Origin of the sequence: Luteococcus sp. Sow4_B9 (assembly GCF_052116585.1) — a bacterium.
GTDB lineage: Bacteria > Actinomycetota > Actinomycetes > Propionibacteriales > Propionibacteriaceae > Luteococcus.
Window position 1 is genome coordinate 218,557 of record NZ_JBQKKT010000004.1, and the last position, 17,956, is coordinate 236,512.

Annotated in this window: 15 protein-coding genes, 1 tRNA gene and 1 pseudogene; 6 read left to right on the plus strand and 11 right to left on the minus strand. The window is 68.4% G+C overall.

Annotated features, from left to right (window positions below; translation table 11 throughout):
* Positions 1-293 precede the first annotated feature (293 nt).
* From ACTQ49_RS04780 to mfd, 8 genes are all read right to left on the minus strand, one after another.
* A tRNA-Leu gene (locus ACTQ49_RS04780) sits at positions 294-367 on the minus strand.
* 13 nt (positions 368-380) lie between these two features.
* The gene (locus ACTQ49_RS04785; RefSeq protein WP_441826694.1) at positions 381-1,307 is read right to left on the minus strand and encodes a Ppx/GppA phosphatase family protein; all 927 of its coding nucleotides are present in this window, start codon (positions 1,305-1,307) and stop codon (positions 381-383) included.
* A complete protein-coding gene (locus ACTQ49_RS04790; protein ID WP_441826695.1) occupies positions 1,307-1,852 on the minus strand; it encodes a DUF501 domain-containing protein in 546 nt (181 codons plus the stop codon). The genes ACTQ49_RS04785 and ACTQ49_RS04790 overlap by 1 nt, the downstream gene beginning before the upstream one ends.
* A gap of 13 nt (positions 1,853-1,865) precedes the next feature.
* Positions 1,866-2,561, minus strand: a complete 696-nt coding sequence (locus tag ACTQ49_RS04795; RefSeq protein WP_441826696.1) for an FtsB family cell division protein — start codon at positions 2,559-2,561, stop codon at positions 1,866-1,868.
* Positions 2,562-2,591: 30 nt separating this feature from the next.
* A complete protein-coding gene (gene eno / locus ACTQ49_RS04800; protein ID WP_441826697.1) occupies positions 2,592-3,875 on the minus strand; it encodes a phosphopyruvate hydratase in 1,284 nt (427 codons plus the stop codon).
* 78 nt (positions 3,876-3,953) lie between these two features.
* Positions 3,954-4,613, minus strand: a complete 660-nt coding sequence (locus ACTQ49_RS04805) for a MazG family protein (protein ID WP_441826698.1) — start codon at positions 4,611-4,613, stop codon at positions 3,954-3,956.
* 8 nt (positions 4,614-4,621) lie between these two features.
* On the minus strand, positions 4,622-5,143 hold the full coding sequence (locus ACTQ49_RS04810) for a hypothetical protein (protein ID WP_441826699.1): 522 nt from the start codon (positions 5,141-5,143) through the stop codon (positions 4,622-4,624).
* Positions 5,144-5,285: 142 nt separating this feature from the next.
* The gene (gene mfd, locus ACTQ49_RS04815; protein ID WP_441826700.1) at positions 5,286-8,870 is read right to left on the minus strand and encodes a transcription-repair coupling factor; all 3,585 of its coding nucleotides are present in this window, start codon (positions 8,868-8,870) and stop codon (positions 5,286-5,288) included.
* Between the two features lie 128 nt (positions 8,871-8,998).
* Here mfd and ACTQ49_RS04820 point away from each other — a divergent pair, with 128 nt between their 5' ends.
* The 3 genes from ACTQ49_RS04820 to ACTQ49_RS04830 all read left to right on the plus strand — a co-directional run bounded on the left by ACTQ49_RS04820 (position 8,999) and on the right by ACTQ49_RS04830 (position 12,679).
* On the plus strand, positions 8,999-10,363 hold the full coding sequence (locus ACTQ49_RS04820; RefSeq protein WP_441826701.1) for a glucose-6-phosphate dehydrogenase: 1,365 nt from the start codon (positions 8,999-9,001) through the stop codon (positions 10,361-10,363).
* 134 nt (positions 10,364-10,497) lie between these two features.
* Positions 10,498-11,277: an ABC transporter ATP-binding protein gene (locus ACTQ49_RS04825; protein WP_441826702.1), complete on the plus strand. Its 780-nt coding sequence runs from the start codon at positions 10,498-10,500 to the stop codon at positions 11,275-11,277.
* 1 nt (position 11,278) lies between these two features.
* A complete protein-coding gene (locus ACTQ49_RS04830) occupies positions 11,279-12,679 on the plus strand; it encodes an FtsX-like permease family protein (RefSeq protein ID WP_441826703.1) in 1,401 nt (466 codons plus the stop codon).
* A 40-nt stretch (positions 12,680-12,719) separates the two neighbouring features.
* On the opposite strand, the gene pth is transcribed toward ACTQ49_RS04830, so the two are convergent.
* Both pth and ACTQ49_RS04840 read right to left on the minus strand, forming a co-directional pair.
* Complete coding sequence (gene pth / locus ACTQ49_RS04835) at positions 12,720-13,319, minus strand: aminoacyl-tRNA hydrolase (protein ID WP_441826704.1); 600 nt, start codon at positions 13,317-13,319, stop codon at positions 12,720-12,722.
* A gap of 50 nt (positions 13,320-13,369) precedes the next feature.
* A complete protein-coding gene (locus tag ACTQ49_RS04840; RefSeq protein WP_441826705.1) occupies positions 13,370-13,984 on the minus strand; it encodes a 50S ribosomal protein L25/general stress protein Ctc in 615 nt (204 codons plus the stop codon).
* 230 nt (positions 13,985-14,214) lie between these two features.
* Here ACTQ49_RS04840 and ACTQ49_RS04845 point away from each other — a divergent pair, with 230 nt between their 5' ends.
* Positions 14,215-15,924, plus strand: a complete 1,710-nt coding sequence (locus ACTQ49_RS04845; protein WP_441826706.1) for a DNA repair helicase XPB — start codon at positions 14,215-14,217, stop codon at positions 15,922-15,924.
* 200 nt (positions 15,925-16,124) lie between these two features.
* The gene (gene aqpZ, locus ACTQ49_RS04850; RefSeq protein ID WP_441826707.1) at positions 16,125-16,889 is read left to right on the plus strand and encodes an aquaporin Z; all 765 of its coding nucleotides are present in this window, start codon (positions 16,125-16,127) and stop codon (positions 16,887-16,889) included.
* Positions 16,890-16,980: 91 nt separating this feature from the next.
* On the opposite strand, the gene ACTQ49_RS04855 is transcribed toward aqpZ, so the two are convergent.
* Positions 16,981-17,493 carry an NUDIX domain-containing protein gene (locus ACTQ49_RS04855; protein ID WP_441826708.1) on the minus strand — a complete coding sequence of 171 codons (513 nt, stop codon included), beginning with the start codon at positions 17,491-17,493 and terminating at the stop codon, positions 16,981-16,983.
* A 149-nt stretch (positions 17,494-17,642) separates the two neighbouring features.
* Here ACTQ49_RS04855 and ACTQ49_RS04860 point away from each other — a divergent pair.
* A pseudogene (locus ACTQ49_RS04860) lies at positions 17,643-17,771 on the plus strand (IS3 family transposase); the annotation flags it as partial.
* Between the last annotated feature and the right edge of the window lie 185 nt (positions 17,772-17,956).

The following is a 17,956-nucleotide window of genomic DNA, read 5'->3' on the forward strand; positions in this document are numbered from 1 at the left end:
AGCACACGCGAGAACACCAAACCCACGCGAACTGGACCAAGGGGCACCAAACCCACGCGCGGCGACGGGTGAACACTCAAACCCACGCGACGGGAGAACACTCAAACCCACGCGACGGGTGAACACCCAACCCACGCGACGTTCGAACCCCGGGCCGATCACCAGCGGGCGCCCGACCGACCCACCCGGCCCACGCAGAGGTAGGCCCACGCACAAGCAGGCCACGCAAAGGCAGGCCACGCAAAGGCAGGCCCGTGCAAGAACAGACCCGCGCAAGGACAGACCCGCGAAAGCACCCCCGATGGGATTCGAACCCACACTTGGGCGGGTTTAAGCCGCCTGCCTCTGCCGGTTGGGCTACGGGGGCCCGGCTCCCGAGTCTAGGCGAGCGGTTCCGATGCCAGCAGCTCCTGGGCGAGGGCGTCGAGGATGTCGGATTCGCTGACCACCATGGGTTCGCCGACGCGATCGGCGATGCAGGCCAGGATGAGGGCACCAGCGCAGATCACCTCGGCGCGCTTCATCGGCAGACAGGTACCCGCCTCGATCCCCGCGACGGGCGTGGCCAGCAATACGTCGGCCAGGTGGGCGATCTCGTCGAGCTCCAGGTGGGAGCCGTGCACCTTGGCACGGTCGTAGCCGGGCAGACCCTGTTGGATGGCGGACAGGCTGGTCGCGGTACCGGCCACGCCGATGAACCGCTTCACGGCAGGAAAGTCGACCCCACTGCCATCCAGCAGCGCGTCGATCAGGTCGGCGGCCTGATCCACCTCGTCGCGCATCGGCGGATCGCTGTGCAGCAGGCGCTCCCGCAGCCGCACCGAACCCACGTCCAGGCTGGTGGCGTGCTGGATCCGTCCATCACGGCCCCCGACGATGAGCTCCGTCGAGCCACCCCCGATGTCGACCACCAGGACCGGTTCGTCGTCGGGCCGGATTCCAGACAGTGCCCCGGCGAAGCTCAGCCTGGCCTCCTCGGCGCCGGGGATGATCTCCACCTCGATGCCCAACCGATCGCGGATGCCCTGGAAGAAGGTCTCGCGGTTGTGCGCATCCCGGGCGGCGGAGGTGGCGACGAAGCGAATCCGGTCACACCCGTGGATGCGGATCACCGCGGCGCAGTCGTCGACGGCCGCAAAGGTGCGTTCCAGTGCGTCGGGGTGGAACTCCCCCGTCGCGTCGACACCCTGCCCCAGCCGGACGATCTGCAGGCGACGGTCCAGCTCGACCATCTGCCCATCCGCTCCCGCCTCGGCGATCAGCAGTCGGATCGAGTTGGTGCCGCAGTCGATCGCGGCGACGCGCATCAGTTGCCCTCGACGGGCTCGGGGATCGAACCAGGCTCGGGCGACGCGGGGTCCTGGAGGCAGGGCCGCGACCAGAAATCGCCCAACTTCTCGACGGCCTCATCACCCAGCGGGTTGACGCCGGGGCCGGCGGCCAGGGAGTGGCCCACCAGCACGTGCAGGCACTTGACGCGGGTCGGCATGCCCCCGGCGCTGATCCCCTCGATCTCCGGTACCTCACCGAGCTCGGCCCGATCCGCCAGAAAGGCCTCGTGGGCCGCGCGATAGCTGTCGGCCAGCTCCTCGTCCCGGCCCAGCCGTTCGGTCATCTCCGCCATCAGACCCGACGCCTCGAGCGTGGAGCAGGCCGATGTGGCCCGGGGGCAGGTCAGGTAGTAGGTGGTCGGGAACGGCGTCCCATCGGGCAGCCGGGGCTCGGTGGCCACCACGCCGGGCTTACCACACGGGCACCGCCAGGCGACGCCAGCGACGCCGCGGGGCATCCGTCCCAGCTGTTCGTGGATCGCCTGCTCGTCGGCGGAGGTCATCGGTTCCAGGTCTGCCATCTGTACTCGTCTTCTATCGCTTCGTCGTGGGCGTGGGGGTGCTGCTTGCTGATGTGGATGGCGACGGGGAGTCCTCGGACGCCTTCACCACCGGAGCCTGGGTCTCCTCGGGAACCAGTGGCTCATCGGCGGCGGAGACGGATCCGGAGAGCCGGTCCCACCAGGCCGTGCCGTGCTCGCCCTGCGGAATGGTGCTGGTGGTCTGGATGGAGATGGTGCTGTCGAGCGGCTTGCCGTTGGCATCCACCACCCGGTAGCCCACCTCGCCCGGCACCACCCAGCCCAGCCGCTGGCGGGCCTGGGCCTTGACGAAGTCCTCGTCCTGCCAGCGCTTGATCTCGTCGCCGAGTTCCGCATTGGCCGCGGTGCGCTCGGCAATCAGCTGCTGGGCCACGGCCAGTTCCCGCTCCTGGCGCAGGTAGACGCGCAGGCTGGAGGCATAGCTGAGCAGCAGGATCGCGCAGACCACCAGCAGCACGATGGCGCGACGAGTGAAACCGACTCCGCGGATCAGCCTCGGAACGGCGGCGACCGCCGCCACCGGTGACTGGTTCTCGTCGGGGCGGACCACGCGACGGGTGGAGCGACCCGCCCGTTCCGCCTGCCGGGCGGCGGTGCGGGTCCGGGGCGAGTCGGACTTCCGGGCAGACGCAACGGCCCGGGTACGCGGCGTGCCGCGACCCGGACCGTTGTGTGTGGGCTTGTTCATCTACCCAGTGTTACAGGTTTCCTGCAGTGCTCAGGCCTTGAACCGCGGGAAGGCGGAGGCTCCGGCGTACACCGCGGCGTCGTCGAGGTCCTCCTCGATGCGCAGCAGCTGGTTGTACTTGGCCACGCGCTCCGAACGGGCCGGGGCGCCCGACTTGATCTGGCCGCAGCTGAGGGCGACGGCCAGGTCGGCGATGGTGACGTCCTCGGTCTCGCCCGAGCGGTGCGACATCATCGAGGTGAAGCCGGCGCGGTGGGCCATGTTCACGGCGTCGATGGTCTCGGTCAGCGAACCGATCTGGTTCACCTTGACCAGCAGGGCGTTGGCGGCATTCTCGTCGATGCCGCGCTGCAGGCGCTCGACATTGGTGACGAACAGGTCGTCGCCGACCAGCTGCACCTTGTCGCCCATCTGCTCGGTCATCTTCTTCCAGCCGTCCCAGTCCTCCTCGTTCAGCGGGTCCTCGATGGACACCAGCGGGAAGGCCTCGACCAGCTCGGCGTAGTAGGCGACCATCTCGTCGGCCGACTTCTTGCCGCCCTCGAAGTTGTAGGTGCCGTCCTCGTTGTAGAACTCGCTCGCGGCGACGTCCAGGGCCAGGGCGATCTCCTTGCCGGGCTCGAAGCCGGCCTTCTTGATGGCCTCGACGATCAGCTCCAGGGCGGCGCGGTTGCTCTCCAGGTTCGGGGCGAAGCCGCCCTCGTCACCCAGACCGGTGGCCAGGCCCTTCTCCTTCAGCACGGACTTCAGGGCGTGGTAGACCTGAGCACCCTGCTGCAGGGCCTCCTTGAAGCTGGAGGCGCCGATCGGGGCGATCATGAACTCCTGGATGTCGACATTGCTGTCGGCGTGCGAGCCACCGTTGAGGATGTTCATCATCGGGACAGGCAGGATGTTGGCGGTGGGGCCACCCAGGTAACGGTACAGCGGCAGGCCGGCCGACTCGGCGGCGGCGTGCGCGACGGCCAGGGAGACACCCAGGATCGCGTTGGCGCCCAGCTTGGCCTTGTTGTCCGTGCCGTCCAGCTCCAGCATGGCCTGGTCCAGCAGACGCTGCTCGGAAGCCTCGAAGCCCAGCACCTCCTCGCCGATGGTCTCGATGACGTTCTCGACGGCCTTGAGGACACCCTTGCCCTCGTAACGGCCCTTGTCACCGTCACGGAGCTCGACGGCCTCGAAGGCGCCGGTGGAGGCACCCGAGGGCACGGCGGCGCGACCCTCGGCGCCGTCGTCCAGGATGACCTGGACCTCGACCGTGGGGTTACCGCGGGAGTCCAGGATTTCCCGGGCGTCAATGAATTCGATGGTTGCCATCTGATCTGCCTTTCGCAAGATGGAAGATTTTCCATCGCCAGCCTAGCGGGCCCCCAGAGCAGCGGACAGGCGGACTGCTCATTGGGGGTCTGTGGTTCTCCGGCCGGTCACCTGCTGGTCACCCTGCTCGACGCGCACCACCTCGGCCTCGAAGGCCCGCAGCGCCTCACGGGCCGCCTGATCGGCATCGACGCCACTCGCGTGGGCGCGCTGCACGAGCTGCAGCACCTGCCGGCCCACCTCCTCGGCCGTGATCGGCTCGTCGGCCATGGCGACGGGCACGTGGTGGTTGCGCGTCCGCGAGGTCACCTTGGTTGCCCGGGCCAGCACCGACAGGTGCTCCGCGATCCCCTGCAGGGCCGACGTGCGACCCTTCTCGGCCCGCTTGCGGGCCTCCCAGGTGGCATTGAGGTCCTCCGGCACGACGGAGTCGGGTTCGAAGACATAGGGGTGGCGATGCACCAGCTTGTCGCTGATGCCGCGGGCGACATCATCCAGCGTGAAGCGTCCCTGCTCCGCGGCGATCTCGCTGTGGAAGACCACCTGCAGCAGCAGGTCGCCGAGTTCCTCGCGCAGGTCGGTGTCGTCGCCCAGCTCGATGGCGTCCAGCACCTCACCGGTCTCCTCCACCAGATAGGTGGCGAGGCTGCGGTGGGTCTGCTTCGCGTCCCAGGGGCACTCCTGGCGGAGCCGGTGCATCACCTGCACCAGACGGTGCAGCTGGTCAGGCTCGTCCATGGCGCGGGTCAGCCGCCGAGGATCTCGCCGAAGCTGACGTCCTCCATGGACAGCGAGCCCGAGGTGCCGCTGAAGGTGCCCGTCGAGGAGTCCCAGTTGCCGAAGCGCGGGTTCACCTTGACGTCCAGCCCGCGAATGATCGACTGCACCTTCTCTTGTCCGACCGCCTCGTTGATGGCCGCGAAGTCCGCGAACCCGTTCACCGCGGTGGCGCAGTCGGCGTCGGCGGTGAGCGACTCGCCCTGCAGCGCGGTCAGTGCCTTGCTGCGCATCGCCGGGGTGATCTGGGTTCCGGTCTTCTCGGCGACGGCCTGCGCCACCTCACCGGTGAGCAGCATGCGGGCGATCTCCCCGGTCAGCGACCCCTCCTGCTGCTGCACCAAGCGCTCGCAGCCGGCCGACGAGGTGTTCACCTGGTCCATCGTCACGGTGTTGTCCGCCACCTGGAAGGCGACGCCCGCGCTGGGCGTCGAGCAGCCGGCGAACAACGCCAGGGCGGCCATGGGAACGGCGACACGCGTGAGCTTCATCAAGGCTTCCTTCCGGGCGACGCCCTGGCCAGTGGGGCCGGGCTGACGGTGCGATTCTAACCACACCGGCTCTGCCACCCCACAGCGGCGCACGACGTCCGGGCGTCAGCCCGCACCCCCGACGACCCGGGCGTCAGCCGGCTCACCCGATGTCAGGCAGCGGCTCCGCGCCGAAGATGTCCACCACCACCCGGGTGGCCCATTCCAGGAGTTCCCGCCCCACCACCGGCTTGCCGGTGACCGGAGCCGTCGTCGGCCGCGGCACCAGCAGGAAGCCGGCGGCGCGCTTGATGACACTGCCGGGGTACAGCCTTCCCAGGCGCAGCTCCCGCGATTCGGGCAGATCGGCCGGGCTGAACCGGATGTTGTTGCCCTGCCCCACCACCTCCGTGATGCCCACGGTGCGGCAGAGCAGGCGGAAGCGGGCCACCTCCAGGAGGACCTCCGTGGGGCCGGGCAGCGGGCCATAGCGGTCGGCCAGCTCTGCCCGCACCTCCGCGATGTCCTCGACGCTGCGCACCTCGGCCAGTCGCTTGTACATCTCCAGCCGCAGCCGTTCGGACTCCACGTAGTCATTGGGCAGGTTGGCATCCACGGGCAGCTCGATGCGCATCTCCGTCTCCGGCTCGGACTCGCCATCACCCCGGAAGTCGGCCACGGCCTCCCCCACCAGACGGATGTACAGGTCGAAGCCGACGTCGGCGATGTGGCCGGACTGCTCTCCGCCCAGCAGGTTGCCCGCACCTCGGATCTCCAGGTCCTTCATGGCGATCTGCATGCCGGCGCCCAGGTCCGTGTGCGCCGCCATGGTCGCCAGCCTGTCGTGCGCCGTCTCGGTCAGGGGCTTCTCCGGCGGGTAGAGGAAGTAGGCGTAGCCACGCTCACGCCCACGCCCGACGCGGCCGCGCAACTGGTGCAGCTGGCTCAGGCCCATCAGGTCCGCCCGCTCGATCAGCAGGGTGTTCGCCGTCGAGATGTCGATGCCGGCCTCGACGATGGTGGTGGAGACCAGCACATCGGCCTGCCGGTCCAGGAACTGCTGCATGACGTCCTCGAGCTGGTGCTCGTTCATCTGGCCGTGGGCCGTGACGATGCGGGCCTCGGGGACCAGTTCGCGCAGCCGCGCCGCGGTCTTCTCGATGGACTGGACACGGTTGTGCACGTAGAAGACCTGTCCCTCGCGCGCCAACTCGCGGCGCACGGCGGCCACCACCTGCCCCTCGTCATAGGGTCCGGCGAAGGTCAGCACCGGGTGACGTTCCTCCGGCGGCGTCGCGATCACGCTCATCTCACGGATGCCGGTGATCGCCATCTCCAGGGTGCGGGGAATCGGCGTCGCCGACATGGCCAGCACATCCACATTGAGTCGCAGCTTCTTCAGGGCCTCCTTGTGCTCGACGCCGAAGCGCTGTTCCTCGTCGATGATCACCAGGCCGAGGTCCTTGAACTGCATCTCGCCGCCGAAGAGCCGGTGGGTGCCCACCACGACGTCCACCTTGCCCGACGCGATGCCGTCCTTGACCGCCTTGGACTCTGCCTCGGTCTGGAAGCGCGAGAGCTGGGCGACGTTCACCGGGAAGCCCGCATAGCGTTCGGAGAAGGTGGCGTGGTGCTGGTTCACCAGCAGGGTGGTGGGCACCAGGACGGCCACCTGCTTGCCGTCCTGCACGGCCTTGAAGGCGGCCCGCACGGCGATCTCGGTCTTGCCGTAGCCCACGTCGCCACAGATCAGGCGGTCCATCGGCACCACCTGCTCCATGTCGTGCTTGACCTCCTGGATGCAGGCCAGCTGGTCCGGGGTCTCGACGTAGTTGAAGGCGTCCTCCACCTCCCGCTGCCAGGCGGTGTCCGGGCCGAAGGCGTGCCCACGGGTGGCCTGCCGGGCGGCGTAGAGCTTGATCAGTTCCGCAGCGATCTGCTTGACGGCCTTGCGGGCACGGCTCTTGCGCTTGTTCCAGTCGGCTCCGCCCATCTTGTCCAGGGTGGGGGCCTCGCCGCCGACATAGCGGGTCACCTGGTCCAGCTGGTCCATCGGCACGAAGAGCCGGTCCCCCGGTTGGCCGCGCTTGCTGGCGGCGTACTCGATCACCAGGTACTCACGGGTGGAGCCCGCCACCGTGCGCTGCACCATCTCCACATAGCGTCCGACGCCGTGCTGCTCGTGCACCACCGGATCGCCCGCCTTCAGCTCCAGCGGGCTGATCTGGTTCTTGCGTCGGCTCGGCATGCGTCGTTCCGACTTGTCCGCCGGTCGGTTGCCGGCCAGATCGACGGTGGTGAACAGGCCCAGGCTCAGGCCGGGAGCACGGAAGCCATGGCGCTGCGTGGTGGGGACGATGGTCACGGTGCCCCGCTCCGGCGCCTCGACGAGACCGTCGACGATGTGCGAGCCGATCTCGTGGTCGGTCAGCACCTCGTGCATGCGGCTGGCCAGACCCTTGCCCTCGACGCCCAGCACCACCGACTCGCCCGCGGTCACCGCCTGACCGATCTCTCGCACCGCTGCCTCGGTGTCACCCTTCCAGCTGTCGGCCGCCTTCCAGTCCAGCACGTGCGATTCGACACCCCGCACGTCCAGATGCCCCACGTCGATCCGCGTGCCGTCCTCCGCATACAGCTCCTGCCCGGCATCCGGGGCGGCGGAGAAACTGGACAGGCTCCACCACGACTGGCCGCGCTCCAGCACGTGCGAGCGCACGTCGGCCAGGTTCCAGTAGGCGGAAGCGCCCAGGTCGATCGGGGCCTTGCCGCCCGCCGCCGCGGCGGCCCACGAGGCGTGCAGGAATTCCTGGCTGGTCTGCACCAGGTCATGGGCACGAGTGCGCACCAGCTCGGGATCGCTGACCACCACCATGGCATCGTCCGGCAGCACGTCGACGAGCATCTCCAGCCCGTCCACCAGCGCCGGGGTGAGGGCCTCCATACCCTCCACGGCATGGCCGTCGGCCAGTTTCTCCAACATCTCCGCCAGTTCGGGATGCTCGGGCAGCAGCGCCCGGGCCCGGGCGCGCACCCCCTCGTCGAGCAGCAGCTCCCGGCATGGGGAGGCGATGATCTCGGTGATGGCGCCGGGCATCGATCGTTGGTCGGCCACGGTGAAGTGGCGGATCTCCTCCACCTCGTCGCCGAAGAAGTCGATGCGCAGGGGGTGTTCCTCGGTGGGCGGGAAGACGTCGACGATCCCGCCGCGCACCGCGAATTCGCCGCGACGTTCCACCAGGTCCACCCGGTTGTAGGCGGCGCCCACCAGCGCGCGGGCCAGTTCCGCGGTGTCATATTCCTGACCGGTGACGATGTGCACCGGGGTCAGCTTGGACAGTCCCTTGACCTGGGGTTGCAGGACCGAGCGCACGGGGGCCACCACGATCGACGGCATGCCGGCCGGGTCCTGGCCCGCCAACCGCCGCAGCACGGCCAGGCGGCGCCCAACGGTGTCGCTGCGCGGGCTCAGCCGCTCGTGGGGCAGGGTCTCCCAGGCGGGGTAGTAGGCCACCTCGTCGTGTCCGGTCCAACTCTCCAGCTCCGCGACCAGCTGCTCCGCCTCGCGATAGGTGCTGGTCACCAGCAGGACGAGCCGCTGGCTGCGTCGCGCGATGGTGGCGGTCAGGGCGGCCCGGGCCGCGGCCGGTGCCGTGATGTCCAGGGTGTTCGCCGTCGTCACCCGGGCCAGGGCTCGGGCGAGCACCGGATCGTCGGCCAGCAGATCGGTCAGACCAGTGAGAGTCACCCGGTAAATCTACCCGGCCGCGCCAAGATCGTGCCGTGCGGCGACGGCTCCCGAGCCCCACACGCTCGTCATCGCGGCCCCTGCGCATGACCTGCCGTGGCGTTGTCAACGCTCGGTACAGTCACTGTGTGAGTACTCCAGCATCCCTTGTGATCCTCGGCGCCTCGGGCGACCTGACGCACCGCCTGCTCCTGCCCGGTCTGGGCACCCTGCTCAAACTCCACTCCCGCCCCGACCTCACCCTGGTGGGTGCCGCGGTGGAGGAGATCAGCGACGAACAGTGGAAGGAGATCGTCTCGACCGCACTCTCAGAGAGCGGATGCCCCCAGTCGCGGATCGACCAGGTGCTGGCCACCACGCGCTATGTGCAGACCGATGTCACCGATGCCGGTCAGCTGAAGTCACTGCTGGAGAGCCTGCCGAGCGATCCCGTGCTCTACTTCGCCCTGCCGCCGGCGATCACCATCAAGGCCTGTCAGGCGCTGACCACCTTCGAGCCGCCGGCGGGTCTTCGCCTGGCACTGGAGAAGCCCTTCGGCGCCGGGCTGGAGAGCGCCCGCGAGCTCAACGAGCTGCTGGCCCGGATCGTCCCGGAGCAGCAGATCTTCCGCGTCGACCACTTCCTGGGCAAGGCCACGGTGCTCAACCTGTTGGGCCTGCGCTTCGCCAACCGACTCTTCGAGCCCGTCTGGGATGCGATCAACATCGACCACATCTCCATCGTCACCGACGAGCCATTGGCCCTGGAGGGGCGCGCCCGCTACTACGACCATGCCGGCGCCATGAAGGACATGATCCAGAGCCACCTGCTGCTGGTGCTGGCCATGATCGCCATGGAGGAACCGGCTCGCCTGGACGCCCTGGAGCTGCGAGACCTGATGGTCCACGTGCTGCGCGCCACCGAGTTGTGGAGCGGGGACCCGGTGGCCGATTCCCGACGCGCCCGCTACACCGCGGGAACCGTGGCCGGCAAGGAGGTTCCGGACTACGTCGCCGAGGAGGGCGTGGACCCCGCCAACAACACGGAGACCCTGGCCGAGATCACCGTGCGGATCAAGACCTCCCGCTGGACCGATGTCCCGATCAAGCTGCGCGCCGGCAAGGCCCTGGGCGACGAGCGCAATGGCATCACCGTGGTCTTCAAGCCCGTCCCGCACGTGCCGGAGGGTTTCACGAATGTCCCCTCGCCCAATGTGATCAGCATCGGCATGAAGCCGGAGAACATCGCGCTGGGCATCACCACCAATGGCGAGGGCGACACCCGCGAGTTGGAGGACTCGGTGCTGTTCACGGAGATGGGCAGCAGCGCCGTGCGCCCCTACGGCGAAATCCTGGAGGGCATCCTGGACGGTGACCCGCTGTTGAGCGTGCGCGGCGACATCGCCGAGGAGTGCTGGCGGATCGTCACCCCAGTGGTGGAGGCCTGGCAGCAGGGACTGGTGCCGATGGACGAGTACCGCGCCGGATCCTCGGGCCCCCAGAACTGGGTCTGACAACCCGTACCGCCCGTGCTCGATGGTGTGGCCCATGACCGTGGTCATGGGCCACACCATGACGCAGGCAGGATGTGCCCGGGCCTCCCGGTCACTAGCGTGGTTTTCAACCCCGCTTGGACAAGGAGAGCCCCATGGCCGCCGCCACCCCCGCTTCCACCACCCCACCCGGCTCGGGCCAACCAGCGGCTCCGCTGGTCAGCGGACAACAGGTCACCAAGTCATTCGCAGTGGGCACCCGGCAGGTGCAGATCCTGCACGGCGTCGACGTCGCCGTCACACCCGGCGAACTGGTGGCCATCATGGGTCAGTCCGGCTCGGGCAAGTCCACGCTGCTCTACTGTCTGGCCGGTCTGGAGACGCCCACCAGCGGCGAGGTCACGATCGACGGCACTCCCCTGGGGCGGCTGAACCGCGCCGATCTGGCCCGGATGCGCCGCAGCACCGTCGGATTCGTCTTCCAGCAGTACAACCTGGTGCCGACGCTGTCCGCCTACGAGAACGTCGCGCTGCCGTGGCGCCTGAACCGCCAGAAGCCCGACCGCGACATGATCATGGCGCGGATGGCGGCCATGGGTATTGCAGATCTGGCCACCAAGCTGCCCAACACCCTGTCCGGGGGTGAGCAGCAGCGCGTCGCCCTGGCGCGGGTACTGGCCCAGCAGCCCCGGATCGTCTTTGCCGACGAGCCAACCGGCGCCCTGGACACCCGCACCGGCAAGCTGGTGCTCGACGAGATCGAGGACATCGCACACAACCCGGACCAGTGCGTCCTGATGGTCACGCATGACCCGGTGGTCGCCAGCCGGTGTGACCGGGTGCTGTTCATGCGCGACGGTCTGCTGGTGCAGGAAATCCAGCGCCCGGACCGCGACCAGGTGGCCGAGACCCTCAACCAGCTCGTGGAGGCCTGACATGCGCCACCTCCATCTGGCCGAGCTGCGCGACTCCTGGACCGCCTGGCTGAGCGTCTCCCTCACCTTCATCACGGTCAATGCCGCCTTCGCACTGCTTGCGCTCGCAAGTGCATCGGCCCAACGCGCCGCTGCTGGCGGACTCCACCCCGACCTGGTGATGACCAATGACTTCACCATCGGCATCAACCAGGGCATGTGCGCCCTGGTGGGGCTGATCGTGATCGGCACCGTCACGGGGCTGGTGGTCGGTTCCCGTCGCGGCTCGATCGCCCGGCTGCAGCTGGCCGGGGCCTCGCCTCGGCATGTCGTCGCAACCCTGATGACCCAGTTGGCCGTGGTGTCCCTGACCTGCGCCGTCATCGGTGACCTGATCGCCATCCTGAGCGTCCAGGGCGCCCTCGACGCCCACACCACCAGCCAGCAGATGGAGCGGATCCCGGCAGTCTTCGATCCGCTGGCAGTGCTCGGGGCCAACCTGCTGTGCACCGGGATTGCCATGCTGGGCGGCCTGCGCGCCTCACTGCGAGCCACCCGTATTCCCCCGGTGGAGGCCCTGCGGCAGGCCAGCACCGCACCGTCAGCCCGCAAGGGCATGGTGGGACGCATCCTGTGGAGCATCCTGATGATCGCCCTGATCGCGGGACTGTTCGCCCTGACGCCCCAGGCCCGCAAGGTGGAGGACCAGCAGTTCGCAATGCAGGCCGTGATGCAGGCCGCCCTGATGCTGATCCCCTTGGTGGCCACCCTGCTCACGCAGGCCGCACCGCTGACCACGGGCCTGCTCACGCGTGGCTGGACCCGACTCGTCCCGGGCCGCAGCGGCACCTGGCATCTGGCCCGCAACACCGTGCTGGGCAAGATGGACCGGCTGCAGCGCACGGTGATCCCGGTGATGATCACCATGGGGCTGCTGTTCTCCATGATGACCTTGGGCAATTCCTTCGCCGCCACCCTGAAGGCCATGGGCAATGACGTGCAACTCACGGATGTCGACCTGCCCGGCCTGCTGGTGGTGATGGGGCTGCCGCTGGCGATCGCCGTGGCCGGCGCCCTGTCGGCACTGTTGATGATGGCCCGTCAGCGCGAGGCCGAGCTGGCGCTCGACGAGATCCTGGGCGCCACGCCTGCTCAGCGGGTACTGGTTCCGTTGCTGGAAGCCACCATCATCACGGTGACGGCCTTCCTGCAGGCAGCCTTCCTGACCCTGGTGGTGGCCGCCTACATGCGGCTCGCCCTACCGATCGTGCTCTCCACCTTCCAGGTGGTCATCCCCTGGGGCACCATCCTCGTGATCTCGCTGGTGATCCTGGTGGCCACGGCGCTGTGCACCGTGGTGCCCACCCTGCCCAGTCTGAAGATGCCGCCGCCCCGGGTGATCTCACGACGGGTGGCCGCCTAGTTGTGTGGCCGCCGCCGGCTGTGGTCCGGGGCTCGGCCGGTCAGGAGTTGTACCGGTTCTGGGCCGCCTCCAGACCGCCCAGGACCAGCGCCTCCACGGCATCGGCTGCGCGGCCCACCTCGATCTCCAGATCCACCCGGAGGCTCTTGGGAATGGGGGCCAGCACATAGTCGGCGGGATCCTGACGGCCCGGCGGACGGCCGATCCCGAACCGAATGCGGTGGTAGTCCCCCGTCGTCAGGTGCTTGCGCAGGCTCTTCAGGCCGTTGTGCCCGTTGTCGCCACCGCCCAGCTTGAGGCGCAACTGTCCCAGGTCCAGGTCCAGTTCGTCGTGCACGGCCACCACGTGCGCCGGATCAACCTTGTGGAAGGCGCACAGTTTGCCGACGGCCTGTCCGGACTCGTTCATGAAGGTGCGTGGCTTGACCAGCACCACCTTGGCCGCCCCGGCACCCGGGGCACCCATGCCGCCGGCGGACAGACGGGTCTCCACCACGTCCGCCCGCATCTGGCGGGGGGCCGACCAGCTGGCCCGCGCTCGGCGGGCCAGCTCGTCGAGCACCATGAACCCGACATTGTGTCGGGTGTTGGAGTAGGCGGGGCCCGGATTCCCGAGCCCCGCCACCAGCCACGTCGTCACGTCGGCCAACTCCGATTCGTTCGTGAGGGATCAGACCCCGAGGGGCCGGATCACTCGCCCTCGGCGGCCTCGGCGGCCTCTCCCTCGGCGGCCTCGTCGCCCTCACCCTCGGTCTCGACGTCGAGCTCCTGGGCCTGGTTGATGCCGATGACCAGGGTCTCGGGATCCTCGGTGGCGGTGGCACCCTCGGGCAGCGTCACGTCGGAGACCAGGATCTGGGAACCGGCCTCGAGACCCTCGATGGAGATCTCGACCTGCTCGGGAATGTTGGTGGCGTCCACCTCGAGGGCCAGCGACATGAGGTCCTGGTTGACGGTGGTGTCAGGAGCGGCCTCGCCGGTCACCAGGACCGGGACCTCGACGACGACCTTCTCGCCGCGCTTCACGATGAGCAGGTCGACGTGCTCCAGGAAGCCGGTGATCGGGTCGCGCTGCACCTGCTTGGGCAGGGCCAGCTGCTCCTTCTGGCCCTTGATGTCCAGGGTGAGCAGCACATTGGCCTGGCGCAGGGCCAGCATCATGTCGTGGCCGGGCAGGCTCAGGTGCACGGGATCGGTGCCGTGGCCGTACAGGACGGCGGGCACCTTGTCGGCGCGGCGGATGCGACGGGCAGCGCCCTTGCCGAACTCGGTACGCAGCTCGGCGGAAATCTTGCTGTCAGTCATGGTGTCTCCTCGACCTCGATCTGGCGTCTTCCAGAAATTTCTGCAGCCAGAGAGGGAGGACGGGCCGGGGCCCTTCACTTACCACGTCGATAACGGACTCAGCGGTCCCTCGCCAGGCAACCCGGCGATCCTACATGCCGTCAGGCCCGGCAGCCAAGTTCGTCCCCCAGCGGGCACACAACCCCCGGCCCCTCACCGCCCGGCACCTAACCCCCCCAGCACCCAACCCCATGACCGAAGAGCTGCGCGAGGCATACTGGCAGACGATGAACACTCCCGGCCCCCTCATCGTCCAGTCGGACCGAACCCTGCTTCTGGAGGTGGACCATCCCGACGCGGATGCCTGCCGCGTTGCGATCGCCCCCTTCGCCGAACTCGAGCGTGCCCCCGAGCACGTGCACACCTACCGGCTCACCCCCTTGGGGCTGTGGAATGCGCGCGCGGCGGGACACGACGCTGAACAGGTCGTCGACGTGCTGATGCGCTTCAGCCGCTATCCCGTCGCGAGTTCCCTGTTGGTCGACGTCGCCGAGACGATCGATCGCTACGGCAGGCTCCGGATCGAGAAGCACCCCACCCATGGCCTGGTGCTGGTGAGCACTGATCGGGCGGTGCTCACCGAGGTTCTCCGCTCTGCCAAGGTCAAGGGGCTGGTGGGCGGCCGGATCGATGACGACACCGCGCTGGTGCACCCCTCCGAACGGGGCAACCTGAAGCAGGTGCTGCTCAAACTCGGCTGGCCGGCGGAGGACCTGGCCGGCTATGTGGACGGCGAAACGCACCCCATCGAGCTCGTGCAGGACGGCTGGGAGCTGCGTCCCTACCAGCACCAGGCCGCGGAGAGCTTCTGGCACGGCGGCTCCGGCGTCGTCGTGCTGCCGTGTGGGGCCGGCAAGACCATCGTCGGCGCCGACGCGATGAGCCTGGCGAAGGCAACCACCCTGATCCTGGTGACCAACACCGTCAGCGCCCGGCAGTGGCGCGACGAGCTGCTGCGCCGCACCTCACTGACCGAGGACGAGATCGGCGAATACTCCGGCAGCAAGAAGGAAGTGCGGCCGGTCACCATCGCCACCTATCAGGTGATCACGTCGAAGAAGCAGGGCATCCACCCCCATCTGGAGCTCTTCGACGCCCGGGACTGGGGGCTGGTGATCTACGACGAGGTGCACCTGCTGCCTGCGCCGGTCTTCCGGATGACCGCCAACCTGCAGGCTCGCCGACGTCTGGGACTGACCGCAACCCTGGTGCGGGAGGACGGCCGGGAGGGCGACGTCTTCAGCCTGATTGGGCCCAAGCGCTATGACGCACCGTGGAAGGAGATCGAGGCCCAGGGGTGGATTGCACCGGCAGATTGTGTGGAGGTGCGGGTGACCCTGTCCGATTCCGAGCGGATGGCGGTGGCCACCGCCGATCCCGACGTCCGCTACCGGCTGGCCGCGACGGCGGAGAGCAAGACTCCCGTGGTCCTGGACCTGGTGGAAGAGCATCGCGGACAGCCGACGCTGGTGATCGGGCAGTACGTGGACCAGCTCCAGGAGTTGGCGGACCAGTTGGGTGCCGAGATCATCACCGGGTCCACCACCACCCGCCAACGCGAGGACATCTACCGCCGTTTCCGCGAGGGCGAGATCGATCTGCTCGTGGTGAGCAAGGTGGCCAACTTCTCGATCGACCTGCCCAGCGCGGAGGTGGCGATCCAGGTCTCCGGGGCCTTCGGTTCCCGTCAGGAGGAGGCGCAACGGCTGGGCCGCCTGCTGCGCCCCAAGGGCGGCCGCACCGCCCGCTTCTACGCCGTGGTCAGCCGGGACACCCCCGACGCCGACTTCGCGCAGCACCGCCAGCGCTTCCTGGCCGAGCAGGGTTATGCCTACCGCATCATCGACGCCGAGGAGGTGGGCTCCTCGCCGTCCCCACAGACACCCTCGCAGGACTCGTGAGGGATTGCTGAGAGCCTTCACCGGAAGTTCTTCACCTGTGGACCGTTTGCTGCCGCCCAGGAGCTGGGGACGCTGTTACCCTCAGTGACCGAAGCTCGGTTTCTTGACATCAAGGAATGGAACGGGTCAATGAGGCTCCGCGGGCAACAAGAGCAAGATAGCGGTCCACGACGCGTGGGCCGAACAAGGAGTAATCAGCAATGAACGTTTCCATGAAGTCCCGCCTGGTGGCCGAATTCCTCGGCACCCTGTGGCTCGTGCTGGGTGGTTGCGGCTCGGCCGTGCTGGCCGCCAAGGTGCTCAGCACCGATCCCACCCCTGTCAACATGGGCATCGGCTTCGTCGGTGTCTCGCTGGCCTTCGGCCTGACCGTCATGACCGCCGCCTACGCCTTCGGTCACCTCTCGGGTGGCCACTTCAACCCGGCCGTCACCCTCGGCCTGTTCGCCGCGAAGCGCGTCGAGGCTGGCGCCGTGGCTCCCTACATCATCACCCAGGTGATCGGCGGTACCGTCGGCGCCGCCATCCTGTACGTCATCGCCGGCGGCAAGTCCGGCTTCTCGGCCAGCGAGTCGGGCTTCGCCTCCAATGGCTACGGCGCCCACAGCCCTGACGGCTACTCGATGATGGCCGCGCTGGTCATCGAGATCGTGCTGACCGCCATGTTCCTGTTCGTGATCCTCGGTTCCACCGATGACCGCGCCCCCAAGGGCTTCGCCCCGATCGCCATCGGTCTGGCCCTGACCCTGATCCACCTGATCTCGATCCCGGTCACCAACACCTCGGTGAACCCGGCTCGCTCCACCGCCGTCGCCATCTTCCAGGGTGGTTGGGCGCTGGGCCAGCTGTGGCTCTTCTGGGTTGCCCCGATCATCGGTGCCGTCATCGCCGGTGCGCTGTACAAGACGCTGACCGACGAGGGCGTCGCCGTTCCCGAGCAGGCCGAGGCCCGCGTCGAGGCCTGAGCCTCGCAGATGGGGCTGGGGCCTGAGCCTCGCACCGCCAGAATGGTCCGTCTCCCGATGGGAGGCGGACCATTCGTCGCCTCCGGGCCCGTCAGCCGGGCAGCGGCACGGTGGACTCGTCCATCTCTCCCAGATCGACGCAGGCCTCGCCGGCCCACCGGGCCAGTTCTGGGGTCTGCCGGGGCCAGATGGTCATGCTGGCTATCTGCTGTGGCGTGAACCATCCCCACTGCCCCATCCGCAGGCGTTCGGTGGCGGTGAAGCCGGTGGTGTCGACGTCGAAGCGGGGATGGTCCAGCAGGAAGATCTCCTCGTCCTGTACCAGGATGCGGTCGCTGTAGCCGTGGATGGCGACGCGTCGGGCCACCGGCCCCTGGAGCTGGTCTGCGCGGATGGCCAGACCCGTCTCCTCCGCCAGTTCGCGGGCAGCGGCAGCCACGCTGTCCTCGTCGGGATCGATCCCGCCGCCCGGCAGGACCCACCAAGATGATCCGGGCACACCCGGATCGCTGTCCTGCATCAACAGCACGGAGTCGCCGTCACGGACCAGGACGCGGGCTCCGCGTCGGCGCTTGGTGCGGCGGGGGTCGTCTTGGCTGGCCATGCGCCCAATCTAGTGAGCCGGCGCAGATCCCGACCCTGGCCCGTCGCACACCCTCCGTGGTCACGTCCGATGCTGGGCCTGTGCTCGACTCCGACCGGGGACCGGAGCCGCCAGCGCCGTCGACAAGGGCGACGGCTTGGGCCAGCGCCCCGACAAGCCCGGCCGACGCCCCGGCCAGCGACAGCCGGTCGGCAGCCGAGTTGCGGGAGGCCAAGAAGCGCATCCGGCTGCTGGTACAGGAGAACAAGGTCCTGCGCCGCGCCGCGGCCTACCTGTCCAGTTCCGGTCGAAGAAATTCCTGCGTGAACTCGACGGCCACCACCTGACGGGGTCGATGGGCAGGGTTGCCGCGTGCCTGTTAACCGGCTAATGAGGACCAGAACCCTTGTCAGGAATGGTTTTGGGGCGTAGTCCTGTGGCATGGAGGACACGTCGATGAGGGTGGTTCTGGTCCGTGATGGCG